The sequence below is a fragment of the Bacillus taeanensis genome (assembly GCF_003318295.1).
In the GTDB taxonomy this organism is placed as follows: Bacteria; Bacillota; Bacilli; order Bacillales; family UBA6769; genus Maribacillus; species Maribacillus taeanensis.
Window position 1 is genome coordinate 34444 of record NZ_QOCW01000019.1, and the last position, 15803, is coordinate 50246.

A 15803-nucleotide genomic window follows, 5' to 3' on the forward strand; every position below is an offset into this window, starting at 1 on the left:
CGACAGAAAACTGCCACCGTAGGCAACTTGTGCGTTTCACAACGAACAAGGGGCGGTTCTGCCCGTCTACTACTTCCTTTCAGCAGAAAAAGGTCTTCTTAAGCTGAAACTGCAGGTTGTAGATACGTCGGTCGTACATAGATCGGATCATGAAGCGGATAGTAGATCATCTTCCCATACAGCTGTTTGGTAAGAATGTTCCTTGCCCCATGAAGATCGCGATGTTCCTTATAACCGCATGGACACTGATAGGTTCGATCACTGACTTTTTTGCGGTTTCCACAAACGGGACACGTTTGGGACGTAAAATGCTCATCAACTTTTTCAATCGTCATGCCTCTTGCTTTTAGTTTATAGACAAGAAGGGTATATAACTTTCCAAACGACCAGTTGGACAGCTTCTGATTTGTTTTTTTGCTTCTTTTCTTTTTCGTGTTTCGCTGGACACCTTCTACATCGCCGATGACCACATGATGGACGTCATGTTGAAGACACCAGTCCACGAATTGTTTTGTTGTTTTATGAAGCGCGTCTTTTAGTTGTTCGTCACTTTTAGACAGCACATACTTTTTGGCGCGGTTGTATTTCCGCCATTGTCTGGAGCCTTTTTTACAGCGGCTCATCAGCTTCTGCAGTTCTTTTAGCTTTTTATTTCGTAAACGGTGGATGCTTCTTAGATAGCGGCCGGTGATGACAAGGCTGTCACCATTTTCGGTTACACTGGCAATGGTATGAATTTCTCCGGGGTCGATACTTGCGGTGATACCTTGTTGTTTAGGGGATTCTTCTTCGGTGTTGGTCTCATACGAAAGACAAATCAACCATTTTCGGTCATAAACTAATTCGATTTCTTTCACATTTCCTGGAGGGACTTTAGGGAGTTTAAGCGTTACTTTCGGCTGACGTTTGCCATTCCATATTCCTAATGAAAGGGTGATTTTCTTTCCTTGGAGGGTAAACGATTGTCCGACCCATTTCGGGTTGAATACAAATTTATGCTTCCAAGGATAGCGGACATTGAATCCTGATTTTCTCGCTTTTTGGGCGCCTTCTCTTGCTTGAAGGAATTTATGAGCGACAGCTTGAATCGTTTGACTGTGAAGGGGATAGAGTCCTTTTATTTCTGTTTGAAGATCGCTTTTGGTAATCCATCCACCGCCAAGCCGGTAGTAATAACGAGCGATTTGGACACAATCATTCCAAACAACAGCACAAAGACGGCGGATGTCAAACAACTTTTGAATAGTATCAGCAGAAGCGGAAAAAGGAACTTTCATTGTTCGATACATGGGTTTCACCTCCGTGCCTTCATTTTATCACCAAGAACAAATGTTTTTATATAGGAAAATCTTATTATTTCTGAATACCAAAACAAAAAGCGCCATTCATCCCCCACCTAAAATTCCATCGAATTTTTGAGGAAGGGGACTTCTGGCTGAATTTCGTTAAAGAGATTGTTCGTCATTCGGTAAAATCTTTTCGCGGAGAAAGTGTGCAAAAATCCAAAATAATGGAATATGGCTTATATGGAGACCGCAGCCATGCTTATTTAGACGATACACAAAAAGGAATTTTCTTAACCATAAAACAATTCCAAGAAATGGTTCGATATAAAGCGAGATTTGTGGGAGAAGATTCAATGGATGAATATCCTAAAGTGGAAGTAATCACACCTGAGGGAAAGATTTATGATTGGGAAGATCAAGAATTAATTAAAGAAATGGAAAACAAATCGAAACGAAAAATTTCTACTAAGGAATATACTCCATCACATGTACCTATTGGACCAATTGCAGTAGAGCATATTCTACTAGCAACAGATGCTTCATTAGAAAAGTTGCAAGAACTATGGGGGAAAGACGAAGTTGATTCGAGACGGTTTCGTCCTAATTTAGTTATTTCATTAAAGGATAAGAAACCTTTTATTGAAGAAGAATGGATTGGACGACGTATCAAAATAGGAACTCAAGTAGAAATGAAATTTGTAGAACATTGTAAAAGGTGTATGATTATTGCTGTTAATCCTGATAATGCCGAACGAGATGCAAGTTTACATAAAACGGTTATAAAAGAAAGAAACAATAATTTTGGCGTTTATGCTTCTGTAATAAAAATAGGGGACATTCACGTAGATGATGAAGTTCGTCTTCTTGATTGAATTTTTTACAGAAATAGAAAGAGTGATTAGAACTCTATAAAATAAAAAAGAGCTTAGAGATTCATTCAAAGCACGTTGGTCAGGTGATTATGAAGTTCAAAAAACAGAATGGGTGAAGATTCTAGGCTTGGAACCTTGCAAATAAAACAAAGCAGCGCATCACTTGTATTAAAGTGGTGCGCTTTTATGTTTTATAATATTCTGTTTGCTTCATTCACTAATCAACAACAGTGTAAAAGAAACGGAGAAAAATACTTACACAACGTCTAATGATTGGATTGGTTATTAAAAATATAATGAGCTCATAAGCTTATTGAAGGATTTTTGCTGCACAGCATACGAGTTTGAAAGGAGAACAGCAGATGTTTTTAAAAGAACTAACAAAAAATCGTTTCATTACGATTCATTATCATAAAGACGGAATACTACAAACATGTAAGGGACTTGTTTATAATCTTGATTTATATGAACAAGCTCTTTTATTAAAAGATGAAAGTCAAAAGGTCTGCTCGATTCGCTTATCAGAAATAAAGGAAATTCATTAATTGTTGTTTAGTTATTTATAAAAGACTGTTAAAAATCCAGTAAGTTGTGATCAGTTAACCATGAGTGGGCACAATCAATAAATTTTTTAGCGGCAGGCGACATCGTAAGCTTGGTAGCGATGCCGATCGATCGAAAATATTCGCTTTCCAAATTAACAATCCGAATGTTATCGGGAAGATGAGCTAACGTCATTTCCGGTCTAATGCTGATCCCTAAATTATTTTTTACCATTGCAATGATTGCCTGATCATCTGATACTTTGAATTTTACGTTTGGTTTAATATTGTTTTCTGTAAAAATTTGTTTGATCTCATTGTCCCAACCTTTGCTTGGCATAATTAAAGGTTCTGTTTGAATTTGTTCAAAGGAAATATGGTCTTGGTTATGAAGAGGGTGCTCTTCGGATAAAATACAAAGCATTTTATCTTTTTTTAAAGGGAGAAATTTCAGTGATTGTGATGTTGGTGACGTAATAAAACCACAGTCAATGACTCCGTTTGACACCCAATCCTCCAAGGTCAAGTAATCTCCTTCAAACAATTTAACAGTGATTCCCGGATGAATCTCTTCAAATGTTTTTATAATATGAGGTAACCAGAGGGCGGCAACACTTGTGAATGTACCTATTCTCACTACCCCTACATCTAACCCCTTTATTGCTGCAGCTTCTTGTTTCATGCGGTCATGTAAACTCAGAATGTCACGAATATATGTAAGCATTCTCTCTCCATTATGCGTTAACTGAATACCTGATCGTCCTCTTGTTAGTAAAGGAAATCCTAATTCATTTTCAAGACTAGTAATAGCATGACTAACACCGGATTGTGTTAAATTTAACATTTCGCCTGCTTTTGTAAGACTCCCTGAATCGACAACTGCTTGAAAAACTTCAAATCGACTAATTGTCATCACTTTTCTCCTTTAAGTATTAATTTATCTCATGTATAAGATTATAAACATTCATTTTACTTATGTAAAACCTGTAAGTTATACTGAAAATAAGAGATTGAACTTTAGCTGAATGTTCTAATCTTAGTTTTATTGCAAGTTCAAAAAAAGTTAATTATTTTTTTAGAATAATTGAAAGCGCTTTAAATTTAATCGGGTAATAATCGATTTTCAATTATTTTTTAGTTTGTTTAATTAATATTGTTTTATTTTTCTAGTTGAAAATCTCTTTAATAAGCGATTTTAAAAGACTTTTTCTTCGTGTTGAGAATTGTTTTAAAAATAGTATGGGAGAATATATAACCACATTATGGAAAGTTTATATAATTTTATAGATATAATAAATAATAAGCTAAGAGTAAATGAACAATCTCAATCATAAATTGATGAAGTGAATTGATAACCATTACTTATAAAATGTTATAAAGAAGTCGGCTGCAAAAAAATCTTTACCTTTTTCCAACACTTAAGTAGGGGGAATTTTTAATGGAGTTTGAAATTAAATTATCTGTGCAAGAAATTTTGCAAAATAAACATTTTGGACATACGAAAATAATCGCAGGAAAATCAGGCCTGCTCCGACCTGTCCAATGGGTTCATGTGCTGGAAGTCACCTCTATTGAACATCTTTTAAATGGAAATGAACTGATCCTTTCAACAGGAGTTGGGTGGAAAGAGGACAAAGATGCGTTTGTGTCACTCGTTCAAAAGTTTATTGATTCCAACGCAGCCGGACTTTGCATTGAATTAGGAACGTATATCTCTAAAATCCCGCAGGAAGTGATCGACTTAGCGGATGAAGCTAATTTTCCAATTATTTCTTTCACGAAAGAAGTGCGGTTTATTGATATTACACAGGAGATTCATAGCCTTTTAATACAAAAACATTATCAAATTCTTTCTGACCTGGAGAAGTATTCAAATCGCTTAAATCAATTGCTGCTGTCTGCTACTCCACAGCAAAAAGTGCTCCAGCTTTTACATGAGTATTTAAAAGTGACGGTCGTTTGTATTTCTAATCAAGGAAAAGTTCAAATTATTTCTAAAAAAGCACCGGACGAACAAGAAAAAATTTTTCAAATGTTAAAAGGGAATGAGATACCTCCACATGTAAATGTTGCTCATCAATCTGTACAAGCTTTAGATCAAACGTTTGCAGATTTATTTATTATTTCGGAAGCGGACGTTATTACGGAATTTGAATATTTAATTTTAGACCGCAGTGCGATTGCGTTAGCTCAAAGTCTACTACGTGAGTTATATATTGAAGAACAACGAGTGGCGAAAGAAGCGGAATGGGTGAGCTGTTGGCTTGAAGGAAGACATAGTAATGAACAAATTCATCGCTATCTGTCCGAACTTGAACCTACTCTCACTCCAAATGGAGCGACGGTTTTAGTCTTTAAAGCTAATAATCTCGATAAAATAATGTCAGAATTTACTTATTTTAAAATCTATTTCCGTTCTATTTTTGAAAAACGCGGTATCTTTCTGTTATCTTCTATCCAAAAAAATCAAATGGTTTTTATCCTGCTCAACAGTTGGAAAACGGATGAGTTTAAGCGTAGGGTGCAGGAAGGGATCGAGTCTTTAAAGAATTCTGACTTTATAAAAAAGCAAAAACTTTCTGATCTTGAATTTAGCGTCGGGAAATTTGTTACTAATTTAAGTGAGGTAAAAAGTAGTTACCATACCGCAAAAGAAACATTAAACATTCGCGAAAAAATGCCAAATGAACTGATTAGTTATTTTTATGAAGATTTATATATTTTCCGCCTTGTGTTAGCGGCTAATGAACAAGGAGTTCTTAGTGAATTCATTTCTGATTATTTAGGTCCTGTCTTATCACATGATCAGGAAAGCAATGGAGAATTGTTAAAAACATTAAAAATTTATTTGCAGTGTAAAGGTGCAAAAAAAGAAACAGCTGAACACCTCCACATTGTGCGCCAGACTCTTTATCATCGCCTTGAAAAATTGTATCAACTAATCGGAAAAGACTTTATGGAGCCGTATAAACGTCAAGCTATTGAAGCGGCGATTTCTGCCTATGAATATACGTCTGCATCTAAGGCATCACCTGAATATACTGCTATCTCTAAAACATCATAATTTTTTAAAGAAACCCTTTACTTGGGTTTTTTTTGTACTTTAAGAAAGTTTACCTTTATTTAAAAAGGATTAAAGTGTAAGAAAAACTAAGGCTTTCGCTAAAAAACTTGGCGACAAGACAAGTTCTTCTAATAGTACATCTTGTAAATAGTTAGATAGGTTATCACTCATCATGTAGAAAAAAAACGCAAATTATTTTACACAGTGTCTAATGAGGAAAAGTTTTCTGACAACTATAATGAGTTCAAAGAGTTGTTATCCTTTCAAAAACAGGAGGTTTTACAATGGAATTAACACAAACTGTGCAAACATTAAAAAACTATATCGGTGGACAATGGGTAGAATCAACAAGTGACAAAATTGAAGAAGTACCAAACCCGGCAACAGGTGAAGTAATCGCTCGCGTGCCGATTTCCTCTCGCGAAGATTTAGATCACGCTGTTGCGACTGCGGAAGAGGCATTCAAAAAGTGGAGAAAAGTTGCTGTCCCTAAACGTGCCCGTATTTTATTCAAATACCAACAGCTGCTCGTTGAGAATTGGGATGAATTAGCGAAGCTTGTTACATTAGAAAACGGTAAAAGTTATGATGAAGCATACGGAGAAGTGCTGCGCGGTATTGAATGTGTGGAATTTGCCGCAAATGCGCCAACTTTAATAATGGGTCAGCAGCTTCCGGATATTGCAACAGGTGTTGAATCAGGAATGTACCGTTATCCAATCGGAGTAATTAGCGGGATTACACCGTTTAACTTTCCAATGATGGTACCATGTTGGATGTTCCCGCTTGCGATCGCATGCGGAAACACATTTGTGTTAAAACCATCTGAACGAACACCGCTACTTGCTAATCGTTTAGCAGAACTATTTAAAGAAGCCGGACTTCCGGATGGCGTATTAAACATTGTGCATGGCGCCCATGATGTGGTAAATGGCATTTTGGAAAATGAAGATGTGAAGGCTGTATCTTTCGTTGGTTCGCAGCCTGTCGCTGAGTATGTATACAGAACAGCAGCAGCGAACGGCAAACGTGTTCAAGCGCTTGCGGGAGCGAAAAACCATTCGATCGTTATGCCGGATGCTGACTTAGATAATACGGTAAGCAATATTATTGGTGCTGCATTTGGATCTGCAGGTGAACGTTGTATGGCCGCTTCGGTTGTCGTTGCAGTTGGAGATGTTGCCGACGAATTAGTAAGCCGACTGAAACAAGCAGCCGATGACATTAAGATCGGTAACGGAATGGATAAAGGCGTATTCCTTGGCCCGGTTATTCGCGATTCCCATAAAGAACGTACGATTAGCTATATTGAAACAGGTGAAAAAGAGGGAGCTTCTCTTATTCGCGATGGAAGAAAAGATGCAGCGAATGAGCAGGGATACTTCGTAGGTCCTACACTGTTTGACAACGTTCAACCTGATATGAAAATTTGGCAGGATGAAATTTTTGCTCCTGTGTTAGCGATTGTACGAGTGGAAAACTTAGAGGAAGCAATCGCGCTTACAAATAAATCTGAATTTGCAAATGGAGCATGCTTATATACGGACAGTGCGAATGCAATCCGTCAATTCCGTGAAGAAATAGATGCAGGTATGCTTGGAGTGAATCTTGGAGTTCCTGCTCCAATGGCATTTTTCCCATTCTCAGGTTATAAAAGATCGTTCTATGGTGATCTTCATGCAAACGGAAAAGACGGGGTAGAATTCTATACTCGTAAGAAAATGCTTACAGCTCGTTATTAGAAAAGGGATGGAATACAACCATTAAAGAATAGAATGGGGTTGAGTATTGTGCAAACAACACAACAAACACAAAGCTTGCAGCAAACAGATAAAAAATATCTTTGGCATGCAATGAGAGGAGCAAATCCTCATCAAGCCAATTTAATTATTAAAGAAGCAGAAGGCGCATGGGTAACAGATATTGATGGAAATCGTTATTTAGACGGGATGTCAGGTCTTTGGTGTGTAAATGTTGGCTATGGCCGTAAAGAGCTTGCGGAAGCGGCTTATGAACAGCTGAAAGAAATGCCGTACTTTCCTTTATCACAAAGTCACATTCCGGCGATTAAATTAGCAGAAAAATTAAATGAGTGGCTCGGTGATGAGTACGTTATTTTCTTTTCGAACAGCGGCTCAGAAGCGAATGAGACAGCGTTTAAAATTGCCCGTCAATATCATCATCAAAAAGGTGATCACAACCGCTATAAATTTATTTCGCGTTATCGTGCGTATCATGGGAATTCAATGGGAGCTCTTGCAGCAACAGGACAAGCACAGCGAAAGTATAAATATGAACCGCTTGGACAAGGGTTTCTGCATGTAGCACCGCCTGATACGTATCGCAATCCAGATGATGTTCATACACTGGAGAGTGCTGATGAAATCGATCGTGTGATGACATGGGAATTAAGCCAAACGGTAGCAGGCGTCATTATGGAACCGATTATTACGGGCGGCGGAATTTTAATACCTCCTGATGGCTACATGGCAAAAGTAAAAGAAATTTGTGAAAAGCACGGCGCGCTGCTTATTTCTGACGAAGTGATCTGCGGATTTGGCCGCACTGGAAAACCGTTTGGGTTTATGAACTATGATGTAAAACCAGATATTATTACAATGGCCAAAGGCATTACAAGTGCCTATCTTCCGCTGTCAGCGACAGCAGTAAAAAGAGAAATTTATGAAGCATATACAGGCAGTGACGATTATGATCGCTTCCGTCATGTTAATACGTTTGGCGGAAATCCGGCGGCCTGCGCGCTGGCTTTGAAGAATTTAGAAATTATGGAAAATGAAAAGCTGATTGAACGCTCGAAAGAACTGGGCGAACGATTATTACGTGAACTAGAAGAAATCAAGGATCATCCAAATGTAGGCGATGTGCGAGGTAAAGGTCTTCTTTTAGGAATTGAATTAGTGGAAAATAAAGAAACAAAAGAACCGGCGGCCGTTGAAAAATTAAACAAAGTCATTGCAGCTTGTAAAGAAAAAGGCCTGATTATCGGCAAAAATGGTGATACCGTTGCAGGTTATAATAATATTTTGCAGCTTTCTCCTCCATTAAGTATTACAGAAGATGATTTTAGCTTTATTGTAAATACGTTAAAAGAAAGTATCTTTCAATTGTAGTTGTGAAGCTGTGAAATAGGAGTTAATGAATAGATTAATTAAAAAACGATGGGGGATTTTCCTCATCGTTTTTTATATACTATGATGTAAAAAACTGCGCGTTATTCAAACGGGTGATTTACTAATTGAGCTGTTGGAGTCATAAAAGAGAGGTTTTTTCTCTCCCTTAAAAAGGACAAAGCTTTATTTTAAATTCTCATGTAAAATGATTAGATAGCAATCTTTAACACTATGTCTAATGAGATGATGATGAAAAACTATTATATTTAAATTAGCAAAACATTTCTGAATATTTAGAGTTCATGATAAAAAATTCGTTGTAGGATGGTGAAGCTTAATGCAATCAGTTGTCAATTGGTTGAATGGGATCGTTTGGAGTTCTGCATTAGTCTATCTTATTTTAGGGGTAGGACTATTTTACTCAATCACTACTCGTTTTTTCCAAATCAGGCATCTTAAAGAGATGGTAAAACTAACATTTAAAGGTGATAGTTCTGAAGCTGGCGTTTCTTCTTTCCAAGCCTTATCGATGTCAGTTGGAAGTAGGGTCGGAATTGGTAATATTGCAGGTGTTGCAACAGCGATTGCTTATGGTGGTCCGGGGGCAATCTTTTGGATGTGGGTAATGGCGTTTTTCTCAGCGGGTACTTCATTTGTAGAAACAACGCTTGCACAAGTATATAAAAGTAAACAAGATGGCCAATACCGAGGCGGGTCCCCTTATTACATAGGAAAGGGCCTAAAACTAGAATGGTATGCCGTGTTATTCGCTGTTGTAACAATGGTTTCAATGGCTGTTCTTGTACCGAGCATACAAGTAAATACAATTGCTCTTTCGATGGAAAGTGCGTTTGGTATTAATCCTTTAGTTACTGGATTTATTCTTGTTATCATGCTTGGAGCAGTTATTTTTGGGAGCGTTAAACGAATTGCAAACACTGCACAAATAGTAGTGCCTTTTATGGCGATCGGTTATATACTCGTTTGTGCCTTTGTTTTAATTACAAATCTTTCACAATTACCAGGTGTGATCGTACTGATCTTTTCAAGTGCCTTCAGTGCAGATGCTACTTTTGGTGGACTGATTGGTTCAGCAATTTCTTGGGGCGTACAGCGCGGTGCTTTTTCAAATGCTGCAGGGTTCGGTAGTGAAACATTTGAAAGTGGGGCTGCAGAAGTATCTCATCCAGCTAAACAAGGGTTAGTTCAAGCCTTTTCTGTTTATGTTGATACGTTAATTTTATGTTCTGCAACCGCATTCATGATTCTTGTAACAGGCATGTACAATGTCGAATCCCCGAGCGGCTCGTCCATTGTAAATAATGTCGGTGAAGTTGAACCTGGTTCCATTTACTCTCAGATGGCAGTTGAATCGGTATTACCTGGATTTGGAGCGCCTTTTGTTGCGCTAGCGATTTTCTTCTTTGCTTTTACGAGTCTTATCACGTATTCTTACAAAGCAGAAACAAGTCTTGCTTTTATTAATCGCAATCGAAAAGTAAAGGTAACATGGCCGCTAAATGTGTTAAAGGTAGCTCTTTTAGTTGTTGTTCTCTACAGCAGTACGAATTCTGCGGGCCTCGCATGGTCGTTCGGAGACTTAGGATTTGGAATTATGACGTGGTTAAATCTTATTGCAATCTTATTTTTAACAAAACCTGCATTAAAAGTATTAAAAGATTATGAAACCCAGAAAAAAGCAGGAAAAGATCCTGTATTCAAGCCTTCCAATGTAGGTATTAAAGGAGCAGATTTTTGGGAAGAGGAATATAAGGAAACGCCGAGCCATTTATCGAAAGAAAGAAAATCTGTACCTATGTAAAAGTAGTTATTAATAGATGAATATTACTTATTTTGAACAGACGATTCTTTGAATTGTCTGTTCTTTTTTTATGCAGCATTCTCTCATACCAGCAGATAAAAGGACATTGTGACTATAAAAGTACGATTTCTTTCAATGATGTTAAATAAATAAGGCGATACATTTTACACACTGTCCAATGAAGAACAGTTACAGCTGATGTATCTTTAAATTAGTTGATAATTAAAAAATTCTAAATTTTAAAACTCTAGTGGAAAGATGAAGAGGTGATCGCAATGCTTTTACAAAAAGAAGAGATTCAATCCGTTTTAGTTAGCAATAGTATTACTCAAAAAATGTATATTAACGGCGAGTGGGTACTAAGTGAATCAAATCAAACAAAAGAAGTCATTAATCCGGCAAATGGGGAAGTCATCGGAACATTAACTGATGGATCAGTAGAGGATACAAAAAAGGCAATTGAAGCTGCACGAAAAGCATTTTATGACAATGGCTGGATGAACAGCAGAGCGAGAGATCGTGCCGAGCTTCTTCTTAAAGTTTCCAATAAACTAGAAGAAAGAAAAGAAGAATTTGCTTATTTAGATACATTGGATAATGGAAAAACATTAAGAGAATCATTGGCTGATGTAGAAGATGCAGTCAATCAATTACGTTATTATGCGGGACTTGCGACAAAACCGCACGGTCAAACTTATGATGTGCCGGATGATATTCAAGCAATGGTTGTTCGTGAACCAATTGGTGTTGTTGGAATTATCGTACCATGGAACTATCCGTTAGTAATGGCAAATCAAAAAATTGCTGCTGCTCTTGCTGCAGGCTGCACAGTAATCGTAAAGCCGGCTCAACAAACATCGCTTTCTGTTATTCGCTTGTTTGAGATTATTGATGAAGTAGGCTTCCCGCCTGGTGTCGCTAACTTAGTGTTAGGTTCAGGACGTACAGTTGGATCAGAATTAGTGGCAAACCCTGATGTGGATAAAATCTCTTTTACAGGCGGTACCGATACAGGAATTAAGCTAATGAAGTCGGCCGCTGATACAGTGAAAAAGATTAGCCTGGAATTAGGCGGAAAGTCTCCTAATATTGTTTTTGCAGACGCAGATTTTGAAGCAGCTGTTGATTATGCACTATTTGCTATTTTTGCAAATCAAGGTCAAGTATGTTCAGCCGGATCTCGTCTTGTATTAGAAGAAAGTTTATATGAAAAGTTTGTACCTGAATTAGTCAAACGCGCGAAGCAGATTAAAGTAGGGCCAGGTTGGGAAGATGGCGTTGAAATGGGACCGCTCGTTTCAGAAGATCATATGAACACTGTGCTTGATTATATTGAGATTGGCAAAAATGAAGGAGCGACCCTGCTTTGCGGTGGTAATCGCATTGTTGAAGGAGAGTTTGCAAAGGGTTATTATGTGGAGCCTACAATCTTTGGCGATACAACACCGAACATGCGAATTGTTCAAGAAGAGATTTTCGGTCCGGTTTTAGCTATTCAAACATTCAAAACTGAAGAAGAAGCGATTGAGTTAGCAAATGGTACTGCTTTTGGTTTAGCAGGTGCTGTGTTCACAAATGACGGTGCGAAAGCGCAGCGTGTGATTCGCCAATTACGCGCAGGAATTACGTGGATCAATACGTATCATCCAACATTTAATGAAGCGCCTTGGGGTGGATATAAGCAAAGCGGCATTGGAAGAGATTTAGGAACATACGGTTTTGAAGAGTATTTAGAAACAAAGCAAATTAACATCAACCTTAACGTACAACCATCAGGGTTTTTTGAAGGGAAATAAAAGAAGATAAACGATACTTTCTTAGAGGAGATTACAAATGAAAAGTTTTGATGTAATTGTCATTGGAGCTGGTGTAATCGGATCTAGCGTCGCCTATCATTTGGCAAAAAAGGGGCTCGAAGTGGCATTAATTGAAAAAGGCGGGGTTGCCTCAGGCACTTCGAGCAGATGTGACGCAGTTGCCTTAATTTGTGATAAAAAGCCTGGTATTGATACTGAAATAGGCTATGCAAGTATTCAGCTTTTTAAACAATTAGCCAAGGAATTTTCGGTCGATTTTGAGTTTGCTTCACGAGGAAGTTTATATGTTTGTGAAACAGAAAAAGAACTGGAAATTGCCAAAGGTTATGTTTCTCAACAAGCGAAAGACGGTTATGACATGCGCATGGTTGACAGTCGTGAATTGAAGGAAATTGAACCGTATTTAGCTGATGATTTAGCAGGTGGGATATGGACAGAAGTAGATTCGTCGATGAATCCATATAAATTATGTTATGCGTTTGTTGAGGAAGGAAAAAAGCTCGGCTTGAAAGTTTATGACTATCATGCTGTACAGGATATTACACTCGATGCTAAAGGAAGAGTTGAAAGTGTTGTAACAGACCAAGGCACTCTTAAAACAAAAAGAATAGTGAATTGTGCCGGTGTATGGTCGCCTAAAATAGCAGAAATGGTCGGAGTTCATATACCGATTAAACCAAGAAAAGGCATGGTATTAATATCCGAGAAAACGCCGTTTAAGGTAGCGAGTCAAAAAGTTCATGAATTCGGATATATGTTATCGAAATTCGAAGATATTCAATTCAAAAGAAATGTAAGTGAATTAGTTGAAAAGCATAATGTCGCTTTTACGATTGAACCGACTGATGCACATAACTTTTTAGTAGGCGGGCACCGCGCTTTTAAAGGCTATGACATTCGTTCAGAAATTGAAGTTATACGTGCCATTGCAGAGAGGGCAATTCGCTTCCTGCCGGTATTAAAAGAAATTAACTGTATAAGAGCTTATGCAGGAGTAAGGCCATGGGTGGAAGATCACCTTCCAATTGTGTCAGAAGTGGAAGAAGTACCTGGATTCTTTATTGCCAGCGGACATGAAGGAGATGGAATTAGTATGTCTCCTATTACAGGAAGAATGGTAGCCCAGCTCATTACGGGCGAGCCAACAGATTTTAATATTGATAAGTTGAATTTTTCTAGGTACCAGAACAAAAAAGCTGTCAGTCTCTAAAGTGAATGAATATGAAAGTTAAAATAATCGGTTAATAATAGGAGGAATAGATGATGAGTACTGCACCAAAAGGAATTTTTGTCCCGTTAATTACACCATTTCATGATGATGAAAAAATTGATTTTCAATCTTATAAGGAAGTCATTGATTTTCAAGTTGAAAGCGGCGTTCACGGTCTTCTCGTTGGAGGTACAACAGGAGAATATCATGTGATGTCATTGGAGGAACGCAAAAGTTTAATTAAGGCCGGCTGCGAATATGCTGCAGGAAGAGTACCTGTTATGGCAGGTGTTGGATGTTCAACTGCTGAGGAAACAATCGAACTTGCTAATTTTGCTGCGGAATGCGGTGCGAAATGGGGACTTGCTTTACCTCCTTATTATCATAAAACAAGTGAAGAAGGCATTCGTCAATTTTTTAAAGAAGTAGCTGCAAAATCGAATGTCGGCATTGTTATTTACAATTATCCGGGCGCAACGAACGTAACGATTTCACCTGAAATGATTTATGAGTTAAGTCAGGAAGAAAACATTGTTAGTGTAAAAGAATCTGCTGATTTTGGTCACTTATGCGAAGTTGTCGCTTTAACGAAGGATGTGGAAAACTTCACTGTCTTTACTGGTGAAGAACACTTTATTCTTCCGACTTTCTCTGTTGGAGGACAAGGTGCGTTCGGAATTCTCGTTAACTTGCTTCCTAAAGAACTTGTAGAGCTTTACGAACTAGTCATTGAGAAAAGCGATGTTGATGCTGCGCGGAAATTGAATCGAAAATTATCAAGTATTTATGGCTTAATGGAGGCGGAAGGTAACCCATATCCAGGTCCGGTAAAAGCAGGCATGGACTTAATTGGACTGAAAGGCGGAAAAGTGAGAAAGCCTTTAACACAACCTACTGACGAAATGAAAGCACAGCTTAAAGAGGAACTAACAAAGTTAGGCTATGAATTAAAAGCAGCCGATCAAACGATTAGTTCCGGCGTGTAAATCATAATTAGTAGATTTATTAGAATGTGAGATTTTTTGATAGAAACATATTGAAAGCAGCTGTCTCAAAAGCATAGGGTCAGACCCTCCTCGCCTCATATATAGTATGGTTTTTTATAAAAAGTATCTATATATGATAGGAGTTTAAGGGGGTCAGACCCTATTGAGACAGCCTCAGTTCCATAAGGAGGGGCCGGGGTTGAATTCTAAATTTTTAACCAATGAGCGGGAATATGGGTATTTAGGAAGAGAAAAAGAAAGCTCGATTATTACGATGAAAAAAGGTCAGTATGTAGCAGGATATTCAGTTGGAATTCTATATCTCGATGAATGCTGGTACCCTGTTTTACCGGGCAATGTTGCCAATTTATCGACTTATGACTTTCCTGTAAGACTAAAAGTAGTGCCAAATTGCAATCAAGAACGAATTCATGTTGGGGATCCTACATTACTAGATGATATTATCAAAGCGACAAAAGAATTTGAAGCAGAAGGAGCACGTGCAATATGCGCGGCATGCGGATTCTTTGGTAACTTCCAAGATAAAGTAGCAGCAGCTGTTGATATTCCTGTTTATCTTTCAAGCGTTGTTCAAGTACCTTGGATTAAGACAGGCTTAAAACCTAGTCAAAAAATTGGAATGCTGACAGCAGATGCGCATGGTATTACACCAAACCTATTTAAAAGCTGCGGCATCGATGATCCTAGTATTTGTGTTGTAAGAGACTTAGGTAGATTGCCTGAATTCTCAGCGATCATTGAGAGCCGAGGATCGTTTGATAACGAAAAGGTAAGACAAGAAGTAGTAGAAGCAGCGGTTAATATGGTGAACGAAAATCCTGATATTGGCGCAATTTTATTGGAATGCAGTGATTTACCGCCATATGCAGCTGACATTCAACGAGCTGTTAAACTGCCGGTATTTGATTTTATTACGATGATCAAGTGGGCTCACTTTGCTACGAGCCAAAGACCATATTACGGGTTTATTTAAAAAAATAAACATAAAGTAAGTGAAATGTAGCATGTAGACACATAACAATCGGAGTATCTCAATTAGTTCCTCTGATGTG

General features: G+C 37.9%; 12 protein-coding genes. 10 read left to right on the forward strand and 2 right to left on the reverse strand.

All coding sequences use genetic code 11. The annotated features are described in order from the left end of the window. Positions 1-98: 98 nt before the first annotated feature. Positions 99-1289: an RNA-guided endonuclease InsQ/TnpB family protein gene (locus tag DS031_RS16185; RefSeq protein ID WP_113807110.1), complete on the reverse strand. Its 1191-nt coding sequence runs from the start codon at positions 1287-1289 to the stop codon at positions 99-101. A gap of 146 nt (positions 1290-1435) precedes the next feature. Here DS031_RS16185 and DS031_RS16190 point away from each other — a divergent pair, with 146 nt between their 5' ends. Continuing rightward, positions 1436-2158 carry an MOSC domain-containing protein gene (locus DS031_RS16190; RefSeq protein ID WP_281269137.1) on the forward strand — a complete coding sequence of 241 codons (723 nt, stop codon included), beginning with the start codon at positions 1436-1438 and terminating at the stop codon, positions 2156-2158. A gap of 362 nt (positions 2159-2520) precedes the next feature. Further along, a complete protein-coding gene (locus tag DS031_RS16195; protein WP_113807111.1) occupies positions 2521-2703 on the forward strand; it encodes a YolD-like family protein in 183 nt (60 codons plus the stop codon). A gap of 28 nt (positions 2704-2731) precedes the next feature. Here the strand turns inward: DS031_RS16195 and DS031_RS16200 are convergent, their stop codons facing one another. Continuing rightward, on the reverse strand, positions 2732-3613 hold the full coding sequence (locus tag DS031_RS16200) for a LysR family transcriptional regulator (RefSeq protein ID WP_113807112.1): 882 nt from the start codon (positions 3611-3613) through the stop codon (positions 2732-2734). A 525-nt stretch (positions 3614-4138) separates the two neighbouring features. On the opposite strand from DS031_RS16200, the gene DS031_RS16205 reads away from it, so the two are divergent. The 8 genes from DS031_RS16205 to DS031_RS16240 all read left to right on the forward strand — a co-directional run bounded on the left by DS031_RS16205 (position 4139) and on the right by DS031_RS16240 (position 15724). Next, positions 4139-5764, forward strand: a complete 1626-nt coding sequence (locus tag DS031_RS16205) for a PucR family transcriptional regulator (RefSeq protein ID WP_113807113.1) — start codon at positions 4139-4141, stop codon at positions 5762-5764. Between the two features lie 284 nt (positions 5765-6048). Further along, complete coding sequence (locus tag DS031_RS16210; RefSeq protein ID WP_113807114.1) at positions 6049-7506, forward strand: CoA-acylating methylmalonate-semialdehyde dehydrogenase; 1458 nt, start codon at positions 6049-6051, stop codon at positions 7504-7506. 33 nt (positions 7507-7539) lie between these two features. After that, entirely contained in the window at positions 7540-8895 is a 1356-nt protein-coding gene (locus DS031_RS16215) for an aspartate aminotransferase family protein (protein WP_181833193.1), read from the forward strand. Between the two features lie 337 nt (positions 8896-9232). Further along, positions 9233-10717 (forward strand): alanine/glycine:cation symporter family protein, encoded by a 1485-nt coding sequence (locus DS031_RS16220; protein WP_113807116.1) that lies wholly within the window; start codon positions 9233-9235, stop codon positions 10715-10717. Positions 10718-10992: 275 nt separating this feature from the next. Next, entirely contained in the window at positions 10993-12513 is a 1521-nt protein-coding gene (locus DS031_RS16225; protein ID WP_113807117.1) for an aldehyde dehydrogenase family protein, read from the forward strand. 37 nt (positions 12514-12550) lie between these two features. After that, positions 12551-13744: an NAD(P)/FAD-dependent oxidoreductase gene (locus DS031_RS16230; protein ID WP_113807118.1), complete on the forward strand. Its 1194-nt coding sequence runs from the start codon at positions 12551-12553 to the stop codon at positions 13742-13744. 53 nt (positions 13745-13797) lie between these two features. After that, positions 13798-14730 (forward strand): 4-hydroxy-tetrahydrodipicolinate synthase, encoded by a 933-nt coding sequence (gene dapA, locus DS031_RS16235; RefSeq protein ID WP_113807119.1) that lies wholly within the window; start codon positions 13798-13800, stop codon positions 14728-14730. Positions 14731-14929: 199 nt separating this feature from the next. Next, a complete protein-coding gene (locus DS031_RS16240) occupies positions 14930-15724 on the forward strand; it encodes an aspartate/glutamate racemase family protein (protein WP_113807120.1) in 795 nt (264 codons plus the stop codon). Positions 15725-15803 lie beyond the last annotated feature (79 nt).

Excerpts from the sequence above, each read along its gene's own strand:
- DS031_RS16185 (WP_113807110.1), bottom strand. The coding sequence starts at position 1,289 with ATGTATCGAACAATGAAAGTTCCTTTTTCCGCTTCTGCTGATACTATT.
- DS031_RS16195 (WP_113807111.1), top strand. The coding sequence starts at position 2,521 with ATGTTTTTAAAAGAACTAACAAAAAATCGTTTCATTACGATTCATTAT.
- DS031_RS16200 (WP_113807112.1), bottom strand. The coding sequence starts at position 3,613 with ATGACAATTAGTCGATTTGAAGTTTTTCAAGCAGTTGTCGATTCAGGG.
- DS031_RS16205 (WP_113807113.1), top strand. The coding sequence starts at position 4,139 with ATGGAGTTTGAAATTAAATTATCTGTGCAAGAAATTTTGCAAAATAAA.
- DS031_RS16210 (WP_113807114.1), top strand. The coding sequence starts at position 6,049 with ATGGAATTAACACAAACTGTGCAAACATTAAAAAACTATATCGGTGGA.
- DS031_RS16215 (WP_181833193.1), top strand. The coding sequence starts at position 7,540 with ATGGGGTTGAGTATTGTGCAAACAACACAACAAACACAAAGCTTGCAG.
- DS031_RS16220 (WP_113807116.1), top strand. The coding sequence starts at position 9,233 with ATGCAATCAGTTGTCAATTGGTTGAATGGGATCGTTTGGAGTTCTGCA.
- DS031_RS16225 (WP_113807117.1), top strand. The coding sequence starts at position 10,993 with ATGCTTTTACAAAAAGAAGAGATTCAATCCGTTTTAGTTAGCAATAGT.
- DS031_RS16230 (WP_113807118.1), top strand. The coding sequence starts at position 12,551 with ATGAAAAGTTTTGATGTAATTGTCATTGGAGCTGGTGTAATCGGATCT.
- dapA (WP_113807119.1), top strand. The coding sequence starts at position 13,798 with ATGAGTACTGCACCAAAAGGAATTTTTGTCCCGTTAATTACACCATTT.